This is a genomic window from Pseudomonadota bacterium (assembly GCA_016195085.1).
In the GTDB taxonomy this organism is placed as follows: Bacteria; Pseudomonadota; Alphaproteobacteria; order SHVZ01; family SHVZ01; genus JACQAG01.
Window position 1 is genome coordinate 64,763 of the sequence record JACQAG010000055.1, and the last position, 23,390, is coordinate 88,152.

Genomic DNA, 23,390 nt, shown 5'->3' on the forward strand with positions numbered 1-23,390 from the left:
CCCGAGTTCCGGGGAGGCTTCCCCGATACGACCCGACGGACCGTCATTCGCCTCGGATTTCCAATGCCTTATGCACCGATCCGACGATGCTGGAGCCGAGTTCCCGCACCGGCCCGCGCGCTCCCCTCATCCCTTCAAGGCGGCGGCGGTCAAGCCCTTGATGAAGTAGCGCTGCAGGAACACGAACAGGCAGGCGATGGGCAGCGTGGCGATGGTCGAGGCCGCCATCTCCGCACCCCACATCGGCGCCCGCTGATAGGGGACGGTGTAGTTGGTGAGACCGACCGCGAGCACGTTCAGCTCCCGGTCCTGGACGATGACCAACGGCCACAGAAACGCGCCCCAAGACCAGATGAAAACGATGATGGCGAGGCTGATCAGCGCCGGCTTGAGCAGCGGCAGCACGATCCGGAGGAAGATGTGGAACTCGGCGGCGCCGTCGATCCGCGCCGATTCCAGGAGCTCGTCCGGGAGTTCGGAGGCGTATTGGCGCATCATGAACACGCCGAAGGCGTTCATCATGCCGGGGATGATCAGGCCTGGATAGCTGTTCTCCCAGCCGAACGCCTTCACTTCGATGAATAGCGGCACCACCAGCACCTGGAACGGGATCATCAAGGTGGAGATGACGAAGAAGAACAGGAATGTGCGGCCGGGAAACCGGTATTTGGCGAAGCCGAATCCGGCGAGCGCGCCGAAGAACACGGTCACCGCGACATGGACGAGGGAGAACAGCGAGCTGTTGGCAAAGTAGTGCCAGAGCGGCGCGAACTCGGCGGCCTCGCGGAAGCGCTCCAGCCCCTGGAAGTCGTGCGGCAGCCAGTGAATGGGGATCGCCTGGATCTCCGGCTCGGCCTTGAAGGCCGAGGTCACCATGAACCAGATCGGAAAGGCGAACAGCGCCGCCACGCCGAGCGCGGCCGCGAACAGGATTCGCCTTCGGTGCGGGCTTGCGCCCGGAAGCTCAGTTGACACGGCGGTTGAACCAGAGCTGCACCGCGGTCAGTGCCAGGATGATCGCGAACATGACCACCGAAACCGCCGCGGCGTCGCCCATGCGGAAGTATTGAAAGCCGTATTTCAGCACGAGCAGCGCCAGCACCAGGGTCGAGTTGGCCGGGCCGCCGGGATCGGGTGCCAGCACATATTGCAGGGTGAAGGTTTGGAAGGAGTTGATGGTGCTGAGCGCCGCCACCAGCACGGCGGTCGAGCGCAGCTGCGGCAGATCGACATGCCAGAAGGTCTCGACCGCCGTCGCGCCGTCGATGCGGGCTGCCTCGTGCAGCTCCGGCGCGATGCCCGCGAGGCCGGCGAGCCAGATCAGCGCGAAGAATGGGATCACCGCCCAATCATGCACGGCGATCATCGCCAAGGGCGCCAGCACCGTGTCGGCGAGCCATCGGATCTCGCTGATGCCGTGAAACGACCCGGCGATCCAGGTGGCGATGCCGTTGGGATGCAGCAGCATGCGCCAGACCACCGCCACCACGACGACCGGCGGCAGGATCGGCAGGATGAAGACCGCCTGGAGAACCACGCGGCCGCGGAACGCCTGATCGAACAGGAGCGCCGCCAAGAGCGAGAGGACCCAGACCGGGACGGTGCTGCCGGCGACGAAGACGAGCGTATTGGCGAGCGCCCTCAGGAACAGCTTGTCGTCGAGGAGATTGCGGAAATTATCGAGCCCGACCCATTCCGGCGGATTCAGGAGGTCGTAGTCGGTCAGGCTCAGATAGAAGCCGAACAGCACCGGAAAGACACTGAACAGCGCGAAGAACACCACCACCGGGAGGACGAAGACCAGGCCCCACCATTTATGGTCGAGCGGTCTTCGTCCTTTCCGGGACATCGCCGGCCGGCTATTTGCGCATCGCTTCGAAGCGGGCCCTTTCGCGCTTCAGGGTCGCGTTCAGATCCTCGTTCACCGACGCCAGCACGGCCGGCACCGGCTCGGCGCCCTGAATAATCCGGTCGCGGCCGCGCAGGATGCCGTCGAGCACCTGGTCGAAGCCGACGACGCGGGGCGAGAATTTCGCCTTCTTCAGCTCGGTCAAGAACACTTGGCTGTTGGCGTCGCCGGCCTTCGCGGCGACCTCCTGCTTGGGTACGAACAGCCCGGCGCCGGCGAACAGCTCTCCGGCACGATCGACGTAGGATCGGGCGAGCTTCCACGCCGCCTTCTGCACGGCCGCCGACGAGCGGGCATTCACCATCATGTAGAACGCATAGGCGTCGAAGCCGCTGTCGTTGGTGGCATCGGCAAAGCGCGGCGCCGGCTGCACCGTGAAGTCGATCTTGGCATCCTTCATCTGGGGAATGCCCCAGATGCCCATGCTGCACTCGGTGGCGAGCTTGCCGCCGAGGAAATCCGTACGCGAATCGGTGTATTGCGGACCGCCTAGCTTCTGCTTGTTCGACCAATCCGCCAAGAATTGCATAACCTTCTGCCCCGCCGGCGTATCGAGGGTCGCCTTGTAAGCCTCCTCGTCCACCGCCTCGGCCTGACGCTGATGCATCAGCGAGTTGAGCGTGTTCCAGAAGGCGTTGCGATTGACCCAGTTGAAATCGAAGCCGCGGCGGATCGGCACGCCGTTGGTATCGCGCTTGGTCAGCTTCTCGGCGACCGATTGCATGGCTTCCCAGGTCTTCGGGAAGTCCTTCGCCGGATCGAGCCCCGCCTCCTTCCACAAGGCGTTGTTGGCGTAGCAGCCGTAGTTGCTGACCTCGGTCGGGATGCCGTAGGCCTTGCCTTGGAAGCGGATGCCCTCGAAGCCGCTCGAATACTGGCCGATGAGCGCCTTCTCCTCGGCGTAGCCCATGGCCGCGTAGTCGATGGGTGCGAGGATGCGGGCGTTGTAGTATTGCCCCACCAAGCCGGAATACTGGTTGAACAGGTCGGGCCCGGCCCCCGAGGCGAATGCGGTCAACAGCTTGGTCGGGTATTCCGCGACCGGAATCACCTCGTATTGAATCTTGACGTCGGGGTTGGCTTTCTCGAAATCGGCGATGATCGCCTTGTCGATGGCGATGCGCGGCGGGTGCTCGTGCATCCACATCTTGATGGTGACTTGCTGGGCGCCGGCCGGCGACGAGCCGATCGCGGCTGCCGATACGGCGATCGCCGCACCGGCGAGAAAACGCGCCAACAGCTTCCCGGGTTTCATTGTCGAACCTCCCTCCCTTGTTATTCAATTTGCGGCATTCTAGTCGCAGAGAAGCAGGGAACAACAGCCCTATGGCATGAGGCGAGCGGATTACCCGACCAGCATGCGGATGATCTGAATGAAGGCGACCGCGAGCAGCACCAGGCCGGCGAGCGTGCCGATGAGAAAGCCGACATGGCGACGGTCGGCCGCCTGGTAGTAGCCGCGCGCATAGACGATGCGGCCGACGACCCAGACCGCGCCGCCGAGCGCCGCCCAGCGGTCGCCGAGAGTGAACGAAGCCAGCCATAGGCTCGGCAGGAAGAAGACGATCTGCTCCAAGGTGTTCTGCTGCACCCGGAAGTACCGCTCGAAATCGGCATGCCCGGTGATCGCCGGAGCATCGATCTTGTATCGGCTGCGCGCTCGGCCGACCATGATCGACACGCCCAGCAGCACCAGCAAGGCCGCCACCGTGGCCAGCGCCGTCCACAGATAGCTCGCGAGCATCATCGATCCCCCTAACGTGTTTCTGGCGTCGGACTAGCGCGCCATCCGTCGCCTGAGATCGGCGACATGGGCGTCCTCGCCCCGCGATGACGCGGCGACGAGTTGGGCCGCCAGGGGCTGATCCAGCCCGATGAATACCGTGCCCGAGCGGTCGGCCCGCCCATAGGTCTCGGCGAACACCCCGGCCTGAATGCCGTAGACATCCTCGCCATTCTTGACCAGCACGCCGCCGGCTTCGATCGATTGCTGCTCGCCCCAGGGCGCCTTAAAGGTGACGCCTTCCTCGAGCAGAAACGCCTGCACCGTGCCTTTGGCGCGGTATTCCTCAGGGTTCGCCGGATCCTTCTCGTAAAGCCGCGGGAACCGATCGGCGGCAATGACGTAGCGCTCGCCGGCAGCGCCGGTGACGATCACGTCTCCGGGCTTGGCCCGGTTTTTGGTCTCAGGCTTGCCGGCGACGACGGTGACCACCTCCTGCTCCTTGTCGGCGATCAGGATGCTCTCGGCCTTGAGCCGGGCGGTCTTGCGAAAGAGCGGCGCACCGGCGAAATCCACGCCCTTCGCTTCGATCGCCTTGAAGCTGCCGGAGCCGGGGGGTTGCTGTGCCAGCGCCGCCCAGCTCAACGAGGCCAGGATCACCCCGGCCGCAATCAACCCACGTCCCATCGTTCGAGCCCTCCGTCGCCGCAACCTGCCGTTTTCAGAATGGAATTTCGTCGTCGAGGTCGGATTTGCCGCCGCCGCGCCCGCCCTGAGCACCGCCCGTCCCGGAGCCGGAGCCCGATCCGGAGCCCGATCCGGAGGACGGCTCGCCGCCGAAATCGCCGCCCGAGCCGCCGGTGTCACCGCGGCCATCCAGCATGGTGAGCTCGCCGCGATAGCGCTGCAGCACCACTTCGGTCGTGTAGCGGTCCTGACCGGATTGCTGATCCTGCCATTTGCGGGTTTGCAGCTGACCCTCGATATAGATCTTGGAGCCCTTGCGCAGATATTTCTCGGCGACGTCGGCGAGGTTCTCGTTGAAGATCACCACCCGATGCCACTCGGTGCGCTCCTTGCGCTCGCCGGTTCCGCGATCACGCCAGCTCTCCGAGGTGGCGAGCGACATGTTGACGATCTTCTTGCCGTCCTGGGTGTGGCGCACCTCGGGGTCGCGTCCGAGATTGCCGACGAGTATCACCTTGTTGACGCTACCAGCCATGGCGCCGCTATCCCTTGTTGCCGCATCCCTGATGACAGACTGGCGGACTCTACACGCAAGCCCCACGCCCTATCCAGAATCGATTCCGCCGCGGTCCGATTTTGGCGATCGGAACCCGCCTCACCGGTGCGGGGGCGGCAAAAACCTGAAGGCTGCTAAGGGAAAACCGGCTTACCCGGCAATCGATCTATCAGGAGTCGCCTCCGCCACCGGGGCACCCTATATTCAACCCGTTCCAGTGAACCCAGTTCGGCACATTTCGGCGGTCTAAGCCCGATGACTTCGAGCATCCGCGTTCGCGGCGCGCGCGAGCACAATCTGAAAAACATCGATGTGGACTTGCCGCGCGACAGCCTGGTGGTGATCACCGGGCTGTCGGGCTCGGGCAAGTCCTCGCTGGCCTTCGACACGATCTATGCCGAAGGCCAGCGGCGCTATGTCGAAAGCCTCTCGGCCTATGCCAGGCAATTCCTCGAGCTCATGGGCAAGCCGGATGTCGACCTGATCGAGGGCCTGTCGCCGGCGATCTCGATCGAGCAGAAGACCACTTCGAAGAATCCGCGCTCCACCGTCGGCACCGTCACCGAGATCTACGACTATCTCCGCCTGCTCTATGCGCGCGTGGGCGTGCCTTACAGTCCGGCGACCGGGTTGCCGATCGAGAGCCAGACGGTCTCGCAGATGGTCGACCGCATCCTCGCCATGCGCGAGGGAGCCCGGCTCTATCTCCTGGCCCCGATCGTCCGCGGCCGCAAGGGCGAGTATCGCAAGGAACTTTCCGACCTGCAGAAGCGCGGCTTCCAGCGGGTCAAGGTCGACGGCAAGCTCTACGAGATCGCCGAGGCCCCTGCCCTCAACAAGAAGCTGAAGCATGACATCGAGGTGGTGGTGGACCGCCTCGTGGTCCGCCCGGATCTCGGCAATCGCCTGGCCGATTCGGTGGAGACGGCGCTGGCCCTGGGCGAGGGTCTGGTCTTCGCCGAGAATGCCGACAATGGCGAGCGCACCACCTTCTCGGCCAAGTTCGCCTGTCCGGTCTCGGGCTTCACCATCGACGAGATCGAGCCCCGGCTGTTCTCCTTCAACAACCCCTATGGCGCCTGCCCGGCCTGCGACGGGCTCGGCACCAAGATGTATTTCGATTCCGACCTGGTGGTGCCGGATGAGCGGCTCAGCCTGGCCGAGGGTGCGGTCCAGCCCTGGGCCAATTCCTCCTCGCAGTATTACGCCCAGACCCTCGACAGCCTGGCCAAGCACTACAAGGTCTCGCTGAAGAAGCCGTTCGGCGAGCTGCCGGAGCGGGCGAAGCGCGCCATCCTCTATGGCTCGGGCGACGAGGTCGTCGCCATGACCTACAACGACGGGCTCAGGAGCTACACCACCTCGAAGCCCTTCGAGGGCATCATCCCCAATTTGGAGCGGCGCTGGAAGGAGACGGACAGCTCCTGGGTCCGCGAGGAGCTGTCGCGCTACCAGGCGGTGAGCCAATGCGAGGCCTGCCACGGCCATCGCCTGAAGCCGGAGGCGCTCGCGGTCAAGGTCGGCGGCAAGCACATCTCCGAAACCGTCGAGATGTCGATCAGCGATGCCCAACGCTGGTTCAAGGAGCTGCCGAAGGCGCTGACGGCGAAACAGCGCGAGATTGCCGAGCGCATCTTGAAGGAAATCAACGAGCGCTTGGGCTTTCTCGTCAATGTCGGGCTCGAATATCTGACCCTGTCGCGGGCGTCGGCGACGCTGTCGGGCGGCGAGAGCCAGCGCATCCGGCTCGCTTCCCAGATCGGCTCGGGCCTAACCGGCGTCCTCTATGTCCTGGACGAACCGTCCATCGGCTTGCACCAGCGCGACAACGCCAGGCTGCTCGAGACCTTGAAGCGGCTCCGCGACCTCGGCAACACCGTCATCGTCGTCGAGCATGACGAGGAGGCGATCCGCAGCGCCGACTATCTCATCGACATGGGCCCCGGTGCGGGCGTGCATGGCGGCCATGTGGTGGCCTCGGGCACGCCCAAAGAAGTCATGCAGAGCCCGGCCAGCCTCACCGGCAAGTACTTGACGGGCATGGAGCAGATCCCGCTCCCCGCCCGCCGCCGCGCCGGCCACAAGGGCCAGCAGATCAAGGTGGTCGGCGCCGGCGGCAACAACCTGCAGACCCTCTCCGTCGGCTTTCCCTTGGGCGCCTTCGTTTGCGTGACCGGGGTTTCCGGCGGCGGCAAATCGACCTTGGTGATCGAGACCCTTTACAAGGCGCTCGCCCGCAAGCTCAACGGCGCCCGCGAGCAGGCGGCCCCGCATGAGCGCATCGAAGGCGCGGAGTTCATCGACAAGATCGTCGATATCGACCAGTCGCCGATCGGACGCACGCCCCGCTCCAATCCTGCCACATACACCGGCGCCTTCACGCCGATCCGCGACTGGTACGCCGGATTGCCGGAGTCAAGTGCCCGCGGCTATGCCCCCGGGCGTTTCTCCTTCAACGTCAAGGGCGGGCGCTGCGAGGCCTGCCAGGGCGACGGCGTCATCAAGATCGAGATGCATTTCCTGCCGGACGTCTACGTCCAATGCGACGTCTGCAAGGGCAAGCGCTACAACCGCGAAACCCTCGAGGTGAAGTTCAAGGAAAAGTCGATCGCCGACGTCCTCGACATGACGGTCGAGGAGGCCGCTGCGTTCTTCCGCGCCGTGCCGTCGATCCGCGATAAGCTGGTGACCTTGGAGCGGGTGGGCTTGGGCTACATCCATGTAGGCCAGCCCGCGACCACGTTGTCGGGCGGCGAGGCGCAGCGGGTCAAGCTGGCGAAGGAGCTGGCGCGGCGGGCCACCGGCAAGACTCTCTACATCCTGGACGAGCCCACCACCGGCTTGCATTTCGACGACGTCCGCAAGCTCCTGGACGTGCTGCATGCGCTGGTCGAGCAGGGCAACACGGTCTTGGTGATCGAGCACAATCTCGAGGTCATCAAGACCGCCGACTGGATCATCGATCTCGGGCCCGAAGGCGGCGATGGCGGCGGCCGCATCGTCGCCGAAGGTACGCCCGAAGACGTGGCCCGGGTCAAGGCCAGCTACACCGGCCAATACCTCGCCCCCTATGTGCGCCTGCCCGAGCGAAGGGCGAAGCGGGCGTAGGCGAAGCCTCCCAGCTCTGCCGGCGGCGGCCGTCGGAAAGACATCGCAACCTGTCCCTAATGCCGTGTCTCACCCAAGGGGTGCAGTCCAAGCCTGTCCCTCCCCACGCATGCCCGGCCCTGGGACAGCGGGACAGGGCGTGAACGGGAAGCTGCCCCCACCCCAACCCTCCCCCGCCTGCGGCGAAGGAGGGAGTCGGAAGCGCATGCGCTCTTGTCCCCTCCTCCACCGCCAGGTGGGGGAGGGCTAGGGTGGGGGCATCGCCGCGCACGACGCTCGGCCCCTACCCGCCATTCGCCTTCAAATACGCGATCAGCGCCTGGCGATCCTCAGGCTCGGCGATGCGCAGATATCCCATGGCGGTGCCGGGCACATAGGCATCGGTGTCGTCGAGATACTCCGCCATCGTCGCCTCGCTCCAGACGAGGCGGCGGTCGCGACCCGCTTCGATCATAGCCTGGGAGAAATCGAAGCCGGAGAGCGTGCCCGCCGACCGCCCGATGACTCCCCTGAGGCTCGGTCCCGGCATCCGCTTCGGCCGGGCATCGAGGGAATGGCAGGCGGCGCAGCGCTGGAAGAGCTCGCGGCCGCGCTCGGGCGCGCTTTCCGCCACTCCATCCCAGGCGATGAGCGTCGCGGCCAGGCAAGCGGCGACGCCGATTCCGAAGGCCGCCCTCACTCGCCCGTGCGCAGGAGCACGATGCGGCCTTGGCCGGATTCCGGCACCCAGACCTCGCCGGAGCGGCCATGGATCTGCCGCACATTGGCGCCCGAGCGCGTGCTCGGAATGGCCTGGAACTGCTCGGTCGACGGATCGAAGCGCAGAATGGCGTTGGCACCCCAGTCGCTCACCCAGACGACGTCGTGGTCGTCCACATAGACGGCATAGGCGTGCTCCTTGTCGCCCGGAAGCTTGTAGGTCTTCCATTGCTTGGTCAGGGTGTCGTAGCGGCTGAGATTGCCGGCGTTCCACTCGCTGACCCAGACCCCGCCCTTGGAGTCCGACCACACCCGGCGGGCACCCTGCTCTTGCGTCGGCGGCTCCAGCACCTCGGCGGCGCCGGTCTCGAGGTCGAGGCGGCCGACATAGCTGCCGGCGAGCGAGGCGAAGTAGACCTCGCCCTTGGGCGTGACGGTGATGCCGTAAGGGCCGAAGCCTTTGGGCGCCTCCCAAACCTGCATGGCGCCGGTCTTCGGATCGAGGCGGCCATAGATGCCGTTCTGCCCGGTGAACCAGATCCGGCCCTGATGGTCGAAGGCCGCGGTGTTGAGATTGGCCTCCCGGCTGCCGGCCGGCAGGCGCCAGACCTTGACCTCGTTGGTCTTCGGATCGACGCGGACGATGGCGTTCTGACCGCCATCGGTGACCCATGGCGCCCCGTCCGGGCCGATGATGACCCCGTGCGGCGCCGAGCCCTTGCCCAAGGCGATGTGCTCGGTCTTGCCGGTGGCCGGATCGAGCTTGCCCAAGGCGCCGTCGCGCTGGGCGGTATACCAGACCGGACCGCCCGGCTCCGGGCTGGGCGCCACGTCATGGACATAGGTGCGGGGCGGGAGCGGATACTCCCTGGCTTCGACCTCGGCGGCCCAAGCCGAATTCAGGGTGGCCGGCGCCAGCGCGGCCAGAAGGACAGCGATCGCAATCGGTGCGCGCATCTTCGGCCTCCTTTGCGGGGCTGATAGTCTATACCACGGCGACCCACCCGCCATCCTGCGTTGTGCGGCCCCATCGCGGTACCGCTTGCGAGCGGCCGGGGTTGCTGCCATGTGAAGGGTGATGTCCGAACCCATCCATGTCATCGGCGGCGGCCTTGCCGGCTCGGAGGCCGCCTGGCAGATCGCCACGGCCGGGGTTCCTGTCGTGCTGCACGAGATGCGGCCCCTGCGCCGGACCGAAGCCCATGTGACCGACGGGCTGGCGGAGTTGGTGTGCTCCAATTCCTTTCGCTCCGACGACGTCGAATACAACGCCGTCGGCGTGCTGCATGAGGAGATGCGACGCCTCGGCTCTCTCATCATGGCCGCGGCCGACCGCAACAGCGTGCCCGCCGGCGGCGCGCTCGCGGTCGATCGCCACGGCTTCTCCGCCGGCGTCGAGCAGGCGATCGGGAACCAGCCCCTGATCCGGCTGGAGCGGAGCGAGGTGGCGGGTCTGCCGCCCGCGGATTGGTCGAGCGTCATCATCGCCACCGGGCCCTTGACCTCGCCCGCTCTGGCAGCCGCGATTGCCGGCCTGACCGGCGAGACGGCACTTGCCTTCTTCGATGCCATCGCGCCCATCGTCTACCGGGAGTCGGTCGATACCTCGATCGCCTGGTTCCAATCCCGCTACGACAAGGCAGGACCGGCCGGCACCGGGTCGGACTACATCAACTGTCCCTTGGACAAGGCTGAGTATCAGAGCTTCATCGAAGTTCTGCTCGCAGCCGAGAAGACCGAGTTCAAGGAGTGGGAGAAGGACACGCCCTATTTCGAAGGCTGCCTGCCGATCGAGGTGATGGCCGAGCGTGGGCCCGACACCTTGCGCTATGGCCCGATGAAGCCGGTCGGCCTGACCGATCCCCGTACCGGCCGCAGACCTCATGCCGTGGTCCAGCTGCGTCAGGACAATGCCCTGGGCACCCTCTACAACCTCGTCGGCTTCCAGACCAAGCTGAAGCATGCCGAGCAGGCCCGCGTGCTGCGCATGATCCCCGGCCTCGGCCAGGCGGAGTTCGCGCGGCTCGGCGGGCTCCACCGCAACACCTTTCTGAACGCGCCCAAGCTGCTCGATCCCGAGCTCAGGCTGAAGGTGATGCCGCGGCTTCGCTTCGCCGGGCAGATCACCGGTGTCGAGGGCTATGTGGAGAGTGCCGCGATCGGCCTCATCGCCGGTCGTTTCGCGGCGGCGGAGAGGCAGAGCCAGACTCGGTTGCCGCCGCCGCCCACCACCGCGCTGGGCGCGCTTCTCGGGCATCTGACCGGCGGCGCGGCGATCGAGACCTTCCAACCGATGAACGTCAATTTCGGATTGTTCCCGCCGATCCCCGGCGCCGAGCGCGGCCGCGAGCGCAAGCGTGCCCTCAGCCGCCGCGCGCTGGCCGACATCGATGCCTGGCGCGGCCGGCTGCAGGCGGCGGCCGAGTAGCGTCTACTCCAGCAGCACCCGCACGCCTTCCTCGAAATCGGCGCTTTGCCCGTAGGGCCGTGCCGCAGAATCCGCGCTGCGCTGGCTGACGAGCTGCGCCAGCACCAGCATTCCCACGGCCGTGCCGGCTCCGGTCGTCGGCAGGATGAGCCGCGATGTCCAGCGGTCGGACAGAAGCGGTCCGCGAAAGCTGCTTTCGGCGAAGAGCGGCCGGCCCTCGGTCAAGACCTCGCGGTGGATGCCGAGAAGATAGTCGAGATAGGGGCCGGCCGGCAGGCCCTCGCTCATGAGCCTGCCCGTGTTGTCGACGCCGACCGCGTCGATGAGCGTCGACCCGGAATAGAGATAGCGGAAATCCCCGCCGTTCCCGATCGGCTCGATCAGCACCAGATGCGGCAGCACCAACGGAATTTCCGCTACGTCGATGTCCGCATAGCGCGGCAGCGCTCCGCTTCGGCGTTTGCTCTGCCAATAGTCGTAGAGGAGCTGCAAGGTCTCCGGCAGCTTCCACTGAATCGCGGACAAGGCGTGATCCTTCGCCAAAACCGGTTGCGAGCGATCCTAATCCAGCAGCACCCGCACGCCCTCTTCGAATTCGGCGCTCTCGGAGAACGGCGGCGCCGGCGTGGATGGGCTCAAGCCGCCGAAGACCTGGGCCGCCATGATCATCCCGACGGCCTCGCCCTCGCCCGCCAGCGGCAGGATCAGCCGGCACGTCCAGCGGTTGGACAGGCGCTCGGCGCGGAAGCTGCTCTCCGAGTAGAGCGGCCGCTTTTCATGCAAGACCTCGCGGTTGAGGCCGAGGAGGTAGTCGAGATAGGGGCCGGGCTTCAAGACCTCGCGCATGCGGCGGCCGGTGCAATCGATCCCGGTCGCCTGGATGACCGCCTCGCCCATCACCCGGTAGCGGAAATCATCGCCGGCCGCGATCGGCTCGAGCAGCATCAGATCTGCCGCGAGCTGAGGCAGCTCGGCCACTGCGATGGTCCCGCTTGGCGGTAGGGCCGCACCGATGCGCTTGGCACGCCAATAGTCATGAAGCGACTGCAGCGTCTCCGGAAGCTTCCACTGAATCGGTGCCACGTGTGTCCGTAGGGTTGAAAATACCGTGTTGTCCTAGCCATACACGGTTCAAATCCGGGCCGGCAAGGCATCCCCGCGCGTCGATGAATTCTCGGGGTTAGTCGAGGACGAGGTAGGCTCCCGCTTCGAAGTCGGCGCTCTCGGCCACCGGCGGCGGCGCCGGAAGATTGGCCCGCGCGCCGAAGACCTGGCCGGCGAGCATCATTCCGACCGCCTCGCCGTCGGTCGCCAGCGGCAAGATCAACCGGAAGGTCCAGCGGTCCGACAATCGGTGCGAGCGATAGCTGCTCTCGGCATAGAGCGGTCGCCGCTCGCGCATGACGAGGCGGTTGAGCCCTTGCACATAGTCCCGGTAGGGGGTCGGCGGCAGCAGCTCGTTCTGGCTCTTGCCGGTGAAGTCCATGCCGGCGGCCTCGACCACGGCGGTGCCGACCAGCCGGTAGCGGAAATCGGCACCACCATCGATGGGCTCGCTCAGCATGAGATGCGGCAGCAGCCGCGGAATCTCCACGGGATCGATCGCATCGCGCCGGGGCAGAGCGGTGCCCCGGCGCTTGCTGCGCCAATAATCCAGGAGTTGCTGCAGTTTCGCGTCGGCAATGGTAATCGTGGGCGCGGCCGGCATCGGCACCTTTGCATACGGGAGAGTGTTAGCCTTACACGGATTAAAACCGCCCGCGCAAGGCGCGCCACCCCATCCGCCATAGGGCGGAGGGGGGGCTTTCGGCGAGGCTTGGATGGAAGACGTCGTGACCGACCCGTGCGAGCCGGCGGAGATAGAGATCGGTCGCCACCGCCGGTAGCAAGGCTGGGACGGCAGCCCGTGGGATCGCCCGGTGCTGCGCCCGGGCTTCGGCCAGCAGCGAACGCGCCTCCTCGGCCAAGCGCCGGGTTAATTCAGGTAAGCCGTTAGAAGGCTTTAAATCGAACAATTGCTGTGTGTTGACGCTAAACTCTTCGAGCATTACACGAGGAAGATACAGGCGCTGGGCGCGGGCGTGGAAGGGCACGGCCCGCAACAGGCCGACGAGCGCATAAGCGATGCCGACCTGGCGCGCGATCTCCAACGCGGCGGCCTCGCCGGCGCCCAGCACGGTGAGCGCCAACCCCACGAGGCTGCTGGACGTGCCTTCGGCATAGGCGCGCAAGGCCACGAGATCCGCCGGCGGCTCCGCCTCGAGATCCTGCTCGCGGGCATCGAGCAGGCGATAGAAGGCCTCAGCGGGTAGACCATGACGACGGATCGCCTGGGCCAGCGGCAAGATCACCTCGTGCTGGCGCGGCGGCCGCCCGGCATAGATCTCCTCGATCGCCTCGCGCCACCATTGCAGGCGAATGCCGCCCAGCATCGGCTCGCGCACGACCTCGCGGGTCTTGGCGACCTCGACATTGAAGGCATAGAGGGCAAACAGCGCCTGGCGCTCGGCCGTCGGCGCAAACAGGCTGGCGAGGTAGCGGTCGCGGTCGTAGCGGCGCACCAGACGACCGGCCGCATCCAAGTTCCCGTGCTCGGCCATCCAGAAAATCCGCCCAGGCGCCTGTAAATTGCCGATCGTGAGCCTACTGTATAAGCGTCGTGACGGCACCGGCCGGCTCCTATATAGGAGACCGGTGCCCCAAAATGCCCCGAGCCATGCGCGCATGAGCGGCGATCTGGACTCCAGAGCCCCGGCCCAGAAGCCGGCCAATGCCTCCTGGACCGACACCGCGTCGGGCAAGTCCCAGGCGACGGAGAATTTTCCCGTGGCCTCGCGCATCATTGCGCCGGCCGAGCGGCGCCATGTGCTCGCCTTCTACACCTTCGCCCGCGCCGCCGACGATGTCGCCGACCATGCGGTGCTGGCCCCCGAGGCGAAGCTGGCGCGCCTGGAGGCCTTCGCCAAGGCGCTGGACGATGACACCAGGAGCGAGCCGCCTGAGGCGGCCCAGCTCCGGCGGAGCCTGGCGGAGACCGGCGTCAGCTCCGCGCACGCCCATCATCTCTTGCAGGCGTTCCGCCAGGACGCGACCAAGCAGCGCTACCACGCCTGGAGCGATCTGCTGCTCTATTGTGCCTATTCGGCGGCACCCGTCGGCCGCTATCTCCTCGACCTCCACCGCGAGAGCCGCTCGATCTGGCCGGCCGCCGACGCGCTGTGCAACGCCTTGCAGGTGATCAATCACCTGCAGGATTGCCGCGACGACCATGCCGCGCTCGACCGGGTGTATCTGCCCACCCTGTGGTTCGCGGCGGAGGGCATCACGGTTTCGGCGCTGGCGGAGCGGGCGACGAGCCCGGCCTTGCGCCGCGTGCTCGATCGGACCCTCGACCGGGTGGACGAGCTCCTCATCGCCGCCGATCCGTTGCCGCGCGCTCTTGCCAGTCGGCGCCTGGCACTGCAATCCGCTATCACGCTTGCCATCGCCCGCCGGCTCAGCCAGCGGCTGCGCCGCCGCGATCCCTTGGTCCGGCGCGTCAGGCTGGGGGCCTGGGACTATCTCATCGCCACCGCAACCGGCGTCGCCTCCCTCCTATCCTGGCGATGAGCCGGCAAAGACGCTCTACCGTGGCTCGCCAACACTGCGCATACCGACCCTCACCCGCCTCGCTGACGCTCGGCACCCTCTCCCGCCGGGGGTGGGATTTGGGAGGGGGTGCGGCGCACCCCCTCCCCGACCCTCCCTGGGCGGGAGAGGGGGGACCCGCGCCTAGCGCGGGTGGGTGAGGGTCCGGTTCCGCGCATCGCCTATTTGCGATGGCCGGTACTAGACCGTGACCACGTTGCATGTCGTCGGCGCCGGACTGGCCGGGCTCGCCGCCGCCCTCCATGCCGGCCGCGCCGGGCTCTCGGTCAGGCTCTACGAAGCCGGCACCCGCGCCGGCGGACGGTGCCGGACCTACCACGACCCGGTGCTGGATCGCTCGATCGACAATGGCGCGCATCTGGTCTTGGGCGCCAACCGCGCGGCGCTTGCCTATCTCGATCGGCTCGGCGCCAGCGGGCAGATGCTCGAAGTCGCCCCTGCCCGCTTCCCCATGCTCGACCTGGCGACCGGCGCGCTCTGGAACCTCCGGCCGAATGCCGGGCCCTTGCCGTGGTGGCTGTTGAGCCGGGAACGCCGCACCCCCGATTGCAGCCCCTGGCAGCATCTGGCCGGAGCCAAGCTGCTCTGGGCTTCGCCCGAGGCGACCGTCGGCCAGGTGCTGGGAGGGGACCATCCGACCTTCGAGAGGTTGTGGCAGCCCTTCTGCGCCGCCGTGCTCAACACCGATCCCAAGGAGGCCTCGGCCCGCCTCATGGGCCGCACCTTGCTCAGAACCTTCCTTGCCGGCGAGCGCGCCTCGAGGCCCCACATCGCGCGGAGCGGCATCGGCGCCGCCTTCGTCGATCCGGCGGTGGCGGCGCTGGCGGAAGCCGGTTCGCCAGTGGAGTTCGCGAGCCGGCTGAAGGCGATCGAGAGCGGGGACGGGCGGGCGCGGGCGCTGGTCTTCGAGGGACGGCGCATCGAGCTGGCGCCGGGCGACGGCGTGGTCTTGGCCGTGCCCCCGGCAACGGCCGCGAGCCTGGTTCCCGGGCTCACCCTCGTCCCCAATGAGAGCCGCGCCATCGTCAACGCGCATTTCCGCCTTGAGCGGCCAGCGGTCTTGCCGGGCGGATTGCCGTTCCTCGGGCTCGTCGGCGGCAGCGCGCAGTGGCTGTTCCAGCGCGGGGACGTGGTGTCGGTGACGGTCAGCGCCGCCGACGATTTGGTGCAGGAGTCAGCCGAAACCAGCGCCGAACATCTGTGGAGCGATGTCGCCCGCGCGCTCGGGATCGTGCACGCGCCGCCGCCGGCGAGCCGCATCATCAAGGAGCGCCGTGCCACTTTTGCGCAGACGCCCGAGCAGCTGCGCCGGCGCCCGGGGCCGGTCACCGGGCTCCGCAATGTCATGCTCGCCGGCGATTGGACCGACACCGGGCTTCCGGCCACCATCGACGGCGCCATCCGGTCCGGCGAAACCGCCGCCTCGGTCTGGCTCGCGCATCGCCCCTGAACCCGGCGATCGGAGGCATGCCGCGGTATGCCCGGCCGGCCCGACGGCAATTGCGACCGATTCGCGCTCGCGTCGCTAGCGCATTGAACACGCTAAGGTTTGGGCTATAATGCCCGGCTCTAAAGAACCCCCAACGCATGAGGCCGCGACCATGGCTTCCATACTCGAAAACCTACGCAACGCCGTGATCGCCGGTTTCGTGCTGGCGGCGATCATCTATTGGGCTTTGGTCGGCGTCCCTTGGGATGCCACCTATCTCGCCTTCTTCATCCGCTGGCTGCACGTGCTGAGCGGCGTCATGTGGATCGGACTGCTCTGGTACTTCAACTTCGTGCAGATCCCCTCGATGCCGAAGATTCCCGACGAGCAGAAGCCGGCGGTCTCCAAGGTGATCGCGCCGGCGGCACTCTTCTGGTTCCGCTGGGCGGCGGCCGCGACGGTCGTCACCGGGCTCATCCTGGCATGGCTCAACGGCTTCCTCGTGCAGACGCTCAGCTTCGGCCTGACCGCCGACAGCATCAGGGGCCACACCGCGCTTGGCATCGGCATGTGGCTCGGCCTGATCATGGCCTTCAATGTCTGGTTCATCATCTGGCCGAACCAGCAGAAGGCCTTGGGCATGGTCGAGGCGTCGGCAGACGACAAGAAGAAGGCGGCGCGCTTGGCGATGCTGACCTCGCGGCTCAACACCGTGTTGTCCGTGCCGATGCTCTACGCCATGGTGAGCGCCCAGAACATCTACGGCTTGCCCTGATACCGGCGATCATCCGAGATGGGAAAAGGGGCCGCTCGGCCCCTTTTCTTTTGCGTGTGGGTGTCTTGAGGCCGTCGTGATCCGGATTGGAACGCGCGCCGCATTTGGGAACCGCCAATGGGCCAGAATTCTCTGCGCATCCGCCACGGCGACGTCGGCTGGCATGGCTGCTTCTTCGAGTTCATGGCGCAGGCATTCGCGCCGGGGGGCACTTTCAAGACATGGGCCGAACGCGACGGCTGGGATGCCGGCTATGAGATCTTTGCGATCGAGAGGGACGGCCAAATCCTCAGCACCGTGGGCCGGCAGCGCATGCATTTCGTCATCGACGGCGCGGAGCGCGAGGGGTTTCAATTGGGAGCGGTGGCGACAAGATCGGACCATCGCGGCCGCGGCCTCTCGCGGCTCGTGCTGAGCCAGGCCTTGAGCGACGGCGATGCCACGAAGCAGCCGACCATCCTCTTTGCCAATCGATCGGTCCTCGATTTCTATCCGCGCTTCGGCTTCAGACGGATCATGCAGAAACGCTTCGTGGCGACCGAGCGGATCGAAGCTGCCGCAAATCCAGCTCCGACGATCGACCTCGCCATGGCTCCGGACCGCACGCGACTGGCTCAGCTCTGCGCGCGGGCCGGCGCCGTCGGAAGGACGTTTTCGGCGCGCAACTATTATTCGACTGTGCTCTGGCACCTAACCCATAAGCCGAAATCGGTGTTCTGGTTCGACGGGCTCGATGCAGCCCTGATTGCAAGTGTTGACCATGAGCGGCTCGTCCTCCATGATTTGATTGCGACACGGCCATTCGACCTGACCTTGGCCCTGCCACACCTGATCCACCGTCCGGTGAGCGAAGTGGAATTCCGCTTCGGCCCGGACGACTGGTGGCCAACGGCGCGGGTCCTGGAGGCGGAGGAAACGGACTCGCCGTTGTTCGTTCGCGGTCTCGAGTTCCTGTCGACCGCCGCGTTCCGATTTCCGGATTTGGCGCAAACGTGAGCCTGCAGGGCTCGACGCGCCACACCGGCTCGACGCACCCCTGCCCGCAAATCTCGCGGACGAACTCACCCCGTCAGGAGAAGCGCTCCCACGCGGCTTGACGGGAAATGCCGAGAGCAGAGCCGATATCAGCCCAGCTCACCGCGCGCTCGCGCAGAATCTCGACCTTTACCTGCAAGGCGCCGCGCACCGCTTCCAGCATCTTCTCCCCGCCGCGGAGCGCGCCGAGTAGCTGTTCCGTGCCCATCTCGCCATAGCTCCCGAGGTCAGGGTGATGGTGGCGCGCCGCTGTCTTGAGGATGCGGTTGCAGGCGGCGATGCACTCGTTGCAGATGTAGCAGCCCGGCCCGGAGATGAGCTGCTTGATCCGGTCGCTCGACTTGCTGCAGAAGGAGCAATGCAACACGTCCTTGCGTCTTGCCATCGCCATGCCGGCCTCCACTTCGGATGCGTGTCAAGGTAACCTTGACGAATTCTATCGTCAAGGTGACCCTGACACATCGAAGCATCGCCGGATCGCCCGATGAAGCGGGGTTTTTACAGCGGTTTCACCATTAACAGGCACGGATCGCCTGACCTGAACAGCGTTTTGAACGCTTCGAGCGGAAGAAAGCCCATCGCCGCGTAGAATTTACGAGTGCGCGCATAGTCCGGGCTCGGGTCGAGATCGGCTACGGTCTTGACGGAAAGGAAACCTAGCCCGTTGTCCCGCGCCCGCCGCTCGGCCATTCCGATGAGCGTTCGGCCGACGCCCTTTCGGTGCCACTCCGGCTTCACGCCCAATACGTAAACTTCGAGGGAATAGGTCGCGTGGGTCTTGAGCGAGAGAAAGCCGACCGTGCCGCCGGCGACCTGGCAGCCCAGCATCGGCAACTGCGGCACGCTTCGTACGTAGCCATCCACAGCACCGGGCCAGCCAAACCACTCAGGCAGCCCGCTCAGGATCTCCCTGCAGACCGACGCCTTGTCGGAGGTGATTTCTCGGACTTCCAATTGATCATGCTCCCGCATGGATTATCTCGGCTCATCACGAACCGGCAGCAACGATTTCGAGCCCCAGGCCAACCCTGATCGCGAACTCGACCGGAGAATAGTCGGCATCGACGCGCTGCGGCGTTAGCGGTGCTTTCAATCTCCACGTCGCTCGTTGGTTGCTGCCTTATCAGATCTCACATTCTGTCAGAGGCGCGCACACCCCCTACGCAAATCCCGCCGGTAGCTGCTGCACCCCGTCGACGATGGCGTAATAGTCGCCGGCCGACTCGGTGAACAGGTGCTCGGAGGTGATGAGCCCGGTCGGCGCATCCAACGTGCCGGCGGCGATCGCGATATAAGGCTTGCCGTCGGGCTTCCAAAAGAGGCTCGAGCCGCAGTTCCGGCAAAAGCCGCGCCGCGCCTTGTCCGAGGAGCGGAACCAGGCGAGCGCATCATCGCCCTCGATCGTGAGATCGTTTTCCGCCGCCGCCGTATAGGCGCCGACATGGCCGTGCCAGCGGCGGCATTGACTGCAATGGCAAATCAGGACCGAGCGCAAGCGGCCACTCACGGTGTAGCGGATTTTGCCGCAGAGGCAATGACCGGTTGCGACGGGTTTCGGATCGGCCATCTGTGACGCTCCTCTAGTGTCCCGCCCCTGAAATTCGTCCGCGAATTTCAGGGGCGGGACACTCATCAATCAACACTCGTGTGACTCAGATTCCGCAGTTCGCTTGCGAACTTTGGAATCATCACGCGAGTCCAAGGGCTTGCCGGCGTCTTCATCGGCGCGGGCCTTCAGATAGGAGAGGATCGGGTAGAGCGCGGAGAACAGGCCCAGGACCAGACCATAGACGCCCTCGCGGTAGCCGCGACGGCCGACATAGGACTTCCAGAAGCGGGTCACCATGCGCCGGAGATTGGGCGCCAGGGTTCCGATGCGGCCATCGGCGCGGAGCTGCCTTGCCTGCAGGCTCGAATAGCGGTTGAGCCGGTCCCAGGTATCGTGCAGATCGCGGTCGACGAAGTGCAGCATCGGCTGGGTGAGACGCCGCCGTTCGCCCGTGAGCTCGATCTTTGGGTGAACGCGCTGGCGTCCCCAGCGCTTGGCGCCGCGGCTGAACAAGGCGGGCTTCATCGAGATGCCGTTATAGGCGCCCCAGCCATGGCGGATGAGACGGCCGCCGATGTGATTGGCGTAGGGGATGAGGAAGTAGCCGGGCCCTGCCCCGTGCAACACGCCGCCGATCTCGCGCGCCAGCGCCTCGGTCACCCGCTCATCGGCATCGACCTCGAGGATCCATTCCTGGGTGCAGGCGGCAATGCCCGCCTCGCGCCGATCGCCCTCGATCGGCCAACCGCCTTCCAGGATCTTCGCCCCGAACCCTTCGGCGATGGCACGGCTGCCATCGGTGGTGCGGTCGAGCACGACCACGATCTCCCGGGCGAAGCCGAGGGTGGAAAGACAGTCGCCGAGCTCAGCCGCAGCGTTGCGCGCGACGATGAGCGCCGAAAGCGGGAGCGGGCTTGCGGCCATTACACCGAGATCAATGCGGCGGCGACCCGGCGCTCCTCGGAAAGCAGCACGTTGAAGGTGCGGCAGGCGGCCCCGGTATCCATGGTATCGGCGCCGATGCCCCGCTCCCGCAAAGCTTGCCTCAGCGCCCGCGCCATCGGCACCAGACGGGGGCCGCAGCCGATGAGCAGCACCTCGACCGGCGGCTCGGCGACGAGCACGGGGGCCAGGCTGTCGAGATCGAGCTCGGCGATCGCCTTGATCGGCCAGGCGATGGTGCGGCTCGGCAGGACCACGACCGAGCCCCTGTGGACGGTTCCGGCGATGCGAAATTTACCGTCGCCATACCCCTCGATGATCTGCCGACCGTCGGCGATGAGCGGGGTGATGTCCAAGGGCGTCCTCGTCCCTCAGGGAACGGTTTTGCCGCCGGCCGGGCTTCCCTGGACGTCGTCGGCTTCCACCTGACGGCGCATGTTCATGTAGAGCAACAGCGGCACGGAGATGAAGCAGGTCGAATAGGTGCCGACGATCACGCCCCAGATCATGGCGATGGAGAAGCCGGAGATGACCTCGCCGCCGAACATCACCAGCGCCACCAGCGCCAGCATGGTGGTGAGGCTGGTCAGCACGGTGCGCGACAGCGTCTCGTTGAGCGCCAGATTGAACAGCTCGACCAGCGGCATCTTCTTGTATTTGCGCAGATCCTCGCGGATGCGGTCATAGACCACGACGGTATCGTTGAGCGAATAGCCGGCGATCGTCAGGATGGCGGCCAGCGTGTTCAGGTCGAACTGCATCTGGGTGAAGGAGAACAGCCCGACGGTGGTGATCATGTCGTGGAAGACGGTCGCAGCACCACCTAGCGCGAACTGCCATTCGAAGCGGAACCAGATGTAGGCCATGATCCCCAAGAGCGCCATCACCGCGGCGATGATGCCGGCGCGGACCAGCTCGTCGCCGATCTTGGGGCCGACAAACTCCACCCGCCGATAGTCGAAGCCGGGGCCGAGCGCGGTTCGCACTTTCTCGACGGCGCGCTGCTGTGCCGCCTCGCCGCCCGGCTGCTGGGCGATGCGGATGGCTGCGTCGCTCGGCTGGCCGAAGCCCTGCAGATCGTGCTCGCCCAGGCCGAGGCCGCCCAGCTTGTCGCGCATCAGGGCGAGATCGGCCACACCTTCGCGCGCCCGCACCTCCATCAAGATGCCGCCCTTGAAGTCGATGCCGTAGGCGAGGCCCTGATGGAAGAAGAAGAAGATCGCCATCAGCGTCAGCGCGCTGGAAAAGGCGAATCCGACCCGGCGCCCCCCCATGAAGTCGATGCGGGTGCCGGGCGGGATCAGCGGTTTCGGTCTGTACCACATCAGATTGGCAGGGCCTTCGGCCGGGTCCACATGAGCCAGCGCACGATGAGCAGACGCGTCACCATGATGGCGGTGAAGATCGAGGTTGCGATACCGATCACCAAGGTCACGGCAAAGCCGCGGATAGGGCCCGAGCCGAGCCCGAACAGGAGCACGCCGGCGATAACGTGGGTCAAGTTCGAGTCGATGATGGTCGCGAACGCCCGTTGGAACCCGGCATCCACGGCCGCGATCACCGAGCGGCCGTTGCGGATCTCCTCGCGCATGCGCTCATAGATCAGCACATTCGCATCCACCGCCATGCCCATGGTCAAGACCATGCCGGCAATCCCGGGCAAGGTCAGCGTGGCGCCCAAGGCCGAGAGCAGGGCCACGATCAGCACCATGTTGAAGAACAGGGCGATGTTGGCGAAGATTCCGAACAGCCCGTAAGCCACCAGCATGAAGCCGACAACGAGCACGCCGCCCAAGATGCTGGCATTGACGCCGGCGGCGATGGAGTCCGCACCCAATCCGGGACCGACGGTGCGCTCCTCGACCACGGTCAAGGGCGCCGGCAAGGCCCCGGCTCTGAGCAGCAGCGCCAGATCCTGGGCCGACTGCACCGAGAAGCTGCCGGAGATGACCCCGGAGCCGCCCAGGATCGGCTCGCGGACCACCGGCGCGCTGATGACCTTGTTGTCGAGCACGATGGCGAAGGGCTTGCCCACATTCTCGACCGTGGTGTCGCCGAAGCGCCTGGCGCCGATCGAGTCGAACTTGAAGCTCACCACCGGCTCGCCGTTCTGGAACGTCGCCTGGGCGTCCACCAGGTTCTCGCCGCTGACGATCACCCGGCGTTGGATGGCCATCGGAACCGGCGGCTGTCCGGGCTGGCGGGACTCCTCAAAGAGGATCTCCGATCCCGCCGGCGCGCGACCGCTGGTGAGCTCGACAGGCGTCGCGCGCAGATCGACCAGCCGGAAGACCAGCTTGGCGGTCTTTCCCAAGAGCGCCTTCATGCGCTCGGGATCGTCGACGCCCGGCAGCTGCACCAGGATGCGGTCCTCGCCCTGGCGAATGATCGTCGGCTCGCGCGTGCCGGTCTCATCGATGCGGCGGCGCACGATCTCGATCGACTGCTCGACCGCCGCCTTTCTGCGCGCAGCCACGGCCAGCTCGCTCAACCGGACGACGCCATCGCCGTCGGGCGTCATCGTCACCGCGGCCTCGTTGTCGACTCCCTGCAAGGTCGACAGCAGGGTGTCGCGCTCACTCGGATCGCGCAGCTTGAAGGTGACGGCGTCGCCGGTGATGCCGAGATTGACATAGCCGCCCTTGGCAGCGCGCAAGGCAGTGCGCACGCCATCGAGAATGCTGTTCAGGCGCTCGGTCCTGACCGCATTGACGTCGACCTCGAGCAGCAGATGCGAGCCGCCGCGCAGATCAAGCCCGAGGCTCACCTGGCGCGCCGGCAACCAGCGCGGAAGCTGCTCCAGGGTCGATTTCGGGATCATGTTCGGAAGCGCATACAGCATGCCCGCCAAGCAGGCGAGCAGCACCAGCACAGCCTTCCACTGCGGATAATGGACCATCAG

Annotated in this window: 25 protein-coding genes; 6 read left to right on the forward strand and 19 right to left on the reverse strand. The window is 66.1% G+C overall.

The features are described 5' to 3' along the window. Positions 1-126: 126 nt before the first annotated feature. From HY058_16325 to ssb, 6 genes are all read right to left on the reverse strand, one after another. Positions 127-876 (reverse strand): carbohydrate ABC transporter permease, encoded by a 750-nt coding sequence (locus HY058_16325; protein ID MBI3498865.1) that lies wholly within the window; start codon positions 874-876, stop codon positions 127-129. An 88-nt stretch (positions 877-964) separates the two neighbouring features. Next, on the reverse strand, positions 965-1,849 hold the full coding sequence (locus HY058_16330; GenBank protein ID MBI3498866.1) for a sugar ABC transporter permease: 885 nt from the start codon (positions 1,847-1,849) through the stop codon (positions 965-967). A gap of 10 nt (positions 1,850-1,859) precedes the next feature. Then, the gene (locus HY058_16335) at positions 1,860-3,164 is read right to left on the reverse strand and encodes an extracellular solute-binding protein (protein ID MBI3498867.1); all 1,305 of its coding nucleotides are present in this window, start codon (positions 3,162-3,164) and stop codon (positions 1,860-1,862) included. Positions 3,165-3,254: 90 nt separating this feature from the next. Next, positions 3,255-3,656 carry an MAPEG family protein gene (locus HY058_16340; protein ID MBI3498868.1) on the reverse strand — a complete coding sequence of 134 codons (402 nt, stop codon included), beginning with the start codon at positions 3,654-3,656 and terminating at the stop codon, positions 3,255-3,257. A 30-nt stretch (positions 3,657-3,686) separates the two neighbouring features. Next, positions 3,687-4,319, reverse strand: a complete 633-nt coding sequence (locus HY058_16345; protein ID MBI3498869.1) for a hypothetical protein — start codon at positions 4,317-4,319, stop codon at positions 3,687-3,689. Positions 4,320-4,353: 34 nt separating this feature from the next. Beyond that, a complete protein-coding gene (ssb, locus tag HY058_16350) occupies positions 4,354-4,854 on the reverse strand; it encodes a single-stranded DNA-binding protein (GenBank protein MBI3498870.1) in 501 nt (166 codons plus the stop codon). Between the two features lie 276 nt (positions 4,855-5,130). On the opposite strand from ssb, the gene uvrA reads away from it, so the two are divergent. Next, entirely contained in the window at positions 5,131-7,983 is a 2,853-nt protein-coding gene (gene uvrA, locus HY058_16355) for an excinuclease ABC subunit UvrA (GenBank protein ID MBI3498871.1), read from the forward strand. 283 nt (positions 7,984-8,266) lie between these two features. Here the strand turns inward: uvrA and HY058_16360 are convergent, their stop codons facing one another. Together HY058_16360 and HY058_16365 are read right to left on the reverse strand one after the other, a co-directional pair. Continuing rightward, the gene (locus tag HY058_16360; protein MBI3498872.1) at positions 8,267-8,662 is read right to left on the reverse strand and encodes a c-type cytochrome; all 396 of its coding nucleotides are present in this window, start codon (positions 8,660-8,662) and stop codon (positions 8,267-8,269) included. Beyond that, the gene (locus HY058_16365) at positions 8,659-9,585 is read right to left on the reverse strand and encodes a lyase (protein ID MBI3498873.1); all 927 of its coding nucleotides are present in this window, start codon (positions 9,583-9,585) and stop codon (positions 8,659-8,661) included. Before HY058_16365 ends, HY058_16360 begins: the two co-directional genes overlap by 4 nt. A 175-nt stretch (positions 9,586-9,760) precedes the next feature. Between HY058_16365 and trmFO the strand changes: the two genes are divergently transcribed. Continuing rightward, on the forward strand, positions 9,761-11,110 hold the full coding sequence (gene trmFO / locus HY058_16370) for a methylenetetrahydrofolate--tRNA-(uracil(54)-C(5))-methyltransferase (FADH(2)-oxidizing) TrmFO (protein ID MBI3498874.1): 1,350 nt from the start codon (positions 9,761-9,763) through the stop codon (positions 11,108-11,110). A gap of 3 nt (positions 11,111-11,113) precedes the next feature. Here the strand turns inward: trmFO and HY058_16375 are convergent, their stop codons facing one another. From HY058_16375 to HY058_16390, 4 genes are all read right to left on the reverse strand, one after another. After that, on the reverse strand, positions 11,114-11,635 hold the full coding sequence (locus HY058_16375) for a PAS domain-containing protein (GenBank protein ID MBI3498875.1): 522 nt from the start codon (positions 11,633-11,635) through the stop codon (positions 11,114-11,116). 36 nt (positions 11,636-11,671) lie between these two features. Further along, positions 11,672-12,193, reverse strand: a complete 522-nt coding sequence (locus HY058_16380; protein MBI3498876.1) for a PAS domain-containing protein — start codon at positions 12,191-12,193, stop codon at positions 11,672-11,674. Between the two features lie 97 nt (positions 12,194-12,290). Continuing rightward, on the reverse strand, positions 12,291-12,818 hold the full coding sequence (locus HY058_16385) for a PAS domain-containing protein (protein MBI3498877.1): 528 nt from the start codon (positions 12,816-12,818) through the stop codon (positions 12,291-12,293). A 40-nt stretch (positions 12,819-12,858) separates the two neighbouring features. Then, entirely contained in the window at positions 12,859-13,710 is an 852-nt protein-coding gene (locus tag HY058_16390) for a squalene/phytoene synthase family protein (GenBank protein ID MBI3498878.1), read from the reverse strand. A 124-nt stretch (positions 13,711-13,834) separates the two neighbouring features. Between HY058_16390 and hpnC the strand changes: the two genes are divergently transcribed. From hpnC to HY058_16410, 4 genes are all read left to right on the forward strand, one after another. Next, positions 13,835-14,719 carry a squalene synthase HpnC gene (gene hpnC, locus HY058_16395; protein MBI3498879.1) on the forward strand — a complete coding sequence of 295 codons (885 nt, stop codon included), beginning with the start codon at positions 13,835-13,837 and terminating at the stop codon, positions 14,717-14,719. Positions 14,720-14,945: 226 nt separating this feature from the next. Beyond that, entirely contained in the window at positions 14,946-16,208 is a 1,263-nt protein-coding gene (locus tag HY058_16400; protein MBI3498880.1) for an FAD-dependent oxidoreductase, read from the forward strand. Positions 16,209-16,359: 151 nt separating this feature from the next. Continuing rightward, entirely contained in the window at positions 16,360-16,962 is a 603-nt protein-coding gene (locus HY058_16405) for a urate hydroxylase PuuD (GenBank protein MBI3498881.1), read from the forward strand. A gap of 117 nt (positions 16,963-17,079) precedes the next feature. After that, positions 17,080-17,958, forward strand: coding sequence for a GNAT family N-acetyltransferase (locus HY058_16410; GenBank protein ID MBI3498882.1), 879 nt, complete (start codon positions 17,080-17,082; stop codon positions 17,956-17,958). Positions 17,959-18,031: 73 nt separating this feature from the next. On the opposite strand, the gene HY058_16415 is transcribed toward HY058_16410, so the two are convergent. From HY058_16415 to secD, 7 genes are all read right to left on the reverse strand, one after another. Beyond that, entirely contained in the window at positions 18,032-18,388 is a 357-nt protein-coding gene (locus HY058_16415) for a hypothetical protein (GenBank protein MBI3498883.1), read from the reverse strand. Between the two features lie 107 nt (positions 18,389-18,495). Then, the gene (locus HY058_16420) at positions 18,496-18,969 is read right to left on the reverse strand and encodes a GNAT family N-acetyltransferase (GenBank protein ID MBI3498884.1); all 474 of its coding nucleotides are present in this window, start codon (positions 18,967-18,969) and stop codon (positions 18,496-18,498) included. Positions 18,970-19,156: 187 nt separating this feature from the next. Beyond that, entirely contained in the window at positions 19,157-19,564 is a 408-nt protein-coding gene (locus HY058_16425; protein ID MBI3498885.1) for a GFA family protein, read from the reverse strand. A 69-nt stretch (positions 19,565-19,633) separates the two neighbouring features. Next, a complete protein-coding gene (locus tag HY058_16430; GenBank protein ID MBI3498886.1) occupies positions 19,634-20,470 on the reverse strand; it encodes a glycosyltransferase family 2 protein in 837 nt (278 codons plus the stop codon). Next, positions 20,470-20,844, reverse strand: coding sequence for an Mth938-like domain-containing protein (locus tag HY058_16435; protein ID MBI3498887.1), 375 nt, complete (start codon positions 20,842-20,844; stop codon positions 20,470-20,472). Before HY058_16435 ends, HY058_16430 begins: the two co-directional genes overlap by 1 nt. 15 nt (positions 20,845-20,859) lie before the next feature. Next, the gene (gene secF, locus HY058_16440; protein ID MBI3498888.1) at positions 20,860-21,762 is read right to left on the reverse strand and encodes a protein translocase subunit SecF; all 903 of its coding nucleotides are present in this window, start codon (positions 21,760-21,762) and stop codon (positions 20,860-20,862) included. A 50-nt stretch (positions 21,763-21,812) separates the two neighbouring features. Then, the gene (secD, locus tag HY058_16445; GenBank protein MBI3498889.1) at positions 21,813-23,387 is read right to left on the reverse strand and encodes a protein translocase subunit SecD; all 1,575 of its coding nucleotides are present in this window, start codon (positions 23,385-23,387) and stop codon (positions 21,813-21,815) included. Positions 23,388-23,390 lie beyond the last annotated feature (3 nt).

Excerpts from the sequence above, each read along its gene's own strand:
- HY058_16325 (MBI3498865.1), bottom strand. The coding sequence starts at position 876 with ATGGTGACCTCGGCCTTCAAGGCCGAGCCGGAGATCCAGGCGATCCCC.
- HY058_16330 (MBI3498866.1), bottom strand. The coding sequence starts at position 1,849 with ATGTCCCGGAAAGGACGAAGACCGCTCGACCATAAATGGTGGGGCCTG.
- HY058_16335 (MBI3498867.1), bottom strand. The coding sequence starts at position 3,164 with ATGAAACCCGGGAAGCTGTTGGCGCGTTTTCTCGCCGGTGCGGCGATC.
- HY058_16340 (MBI3498868.1), bottom strand. The coding sequence starts at position 3,656 with ATGATGCTCGCGAGCTATCTGTGGACGGCGCTGGCCACGGTGGCGGCC.
- HY058_16345 (MBI3498869.1), bottom strand. The coding sequence starts at position 4,319 with ATGGGACGTGGGTTGATTGCGGCCGGGGTGATCCTGGCCTCGTTGAGC.
- ssb (MBI3498870.1), bottom strand. The coding sequence starts at position 4,854 with ATGGCTGGTAGCGTCAACAAGGTGATACTCGTCGGCAATCTCGGACGC.
- uvrA (MBI3498871.1), top strand. The coding sequence starts at position 5,131 with ATGACTTCGAGCATCCGCGTTCGCGGCGCGCGCGAGCACAATCTGAAA.
- trmFO (MBI3498874.1), top strand. The coding sequence starts at position 9,761 with ATGTCCGAACCCATCCATGTCATCGGCGGCGGCCTTGCCGGCTCGGAG.
- HY058_16385 (MBI3498877.1), bottom strand. The coding sequence starts at position 12,818 with ATGCCGGCCGCGCCCACGATTACCATTGCCGACGCGAAACTGCAGCAA.
- HY058_16390 (MBI3498878.1), bottom strand. The coding sequence starts at position 13,710 with ATGGCCGAGCACGGGAACTTGGATGCGGCCGGTCGTCTGGTGCGCCGC.
- hpnC (MBI3498879.1), top strand. The coding sequence starts at position 13,835 with ATGAGCGGCGATCTGGACTCCAGAGCCCCGGCCCAGAAGCCGGCCAAT.
- HY058_16405 (MBI3498881.1), top strand. The coding sequence starts at position 16,360 with ATGGCTTCCATACTCGAAAACCTACGCAACGCCGTGATCGCCGGTTTC.
- HY058_16410 (MBI3498882.1), top strand. The coding sequence starts at position 17,080 with ATGGGCCAGAATTCTCTGCGCATCCGCCACGGCGACGTCGGCTGGCAT.
- HY058_16415 (MBI3498883.1), bottom strand. The coding sequence starts at position 18,388 with ATGGCGATGGCAAGACGCAAGGACGTGTTGCATTGCTCCTTCTGCAGC.
- HY058_16420 (MBI3498884.1), bottom strand. The coding sequence starts at position 18,969 with ATGCGGGAGCATGATCAATTGGAAGTCCGAGAAATCACCTCCGACAAG.
- HY058_16425 (MBI3498885.1), bottom strand. The coding sequence starts at position 19,564 with ATGGCCGATCCGAAACCCGTCGCAACCGGTCATTGCCTCTGCGGCAAA.
- HY058_16430 (MBI3498886.1), bottom strand. The coding sequence starts at position 20,470 with ATGGCCGCAAGCCCGCTCCCGCTTTCGGCGCTCATCGTCGCGCGCAAC.
- secF (MBI3498888.1), bottom strand. The coding sequence starts at position 21,762 with ATGGGGGGGCGCCGGGTCGGATTCGCCTTTTCCAGCGCGCTGACGCTG.
- secD (MBI3498889.1), bottom strand. The coding sequence starts at position 23,387 with ATGGTCCATTATCCGCAGTGGAAGGCTGTGCTGGTGCTGCTCGCCTGC.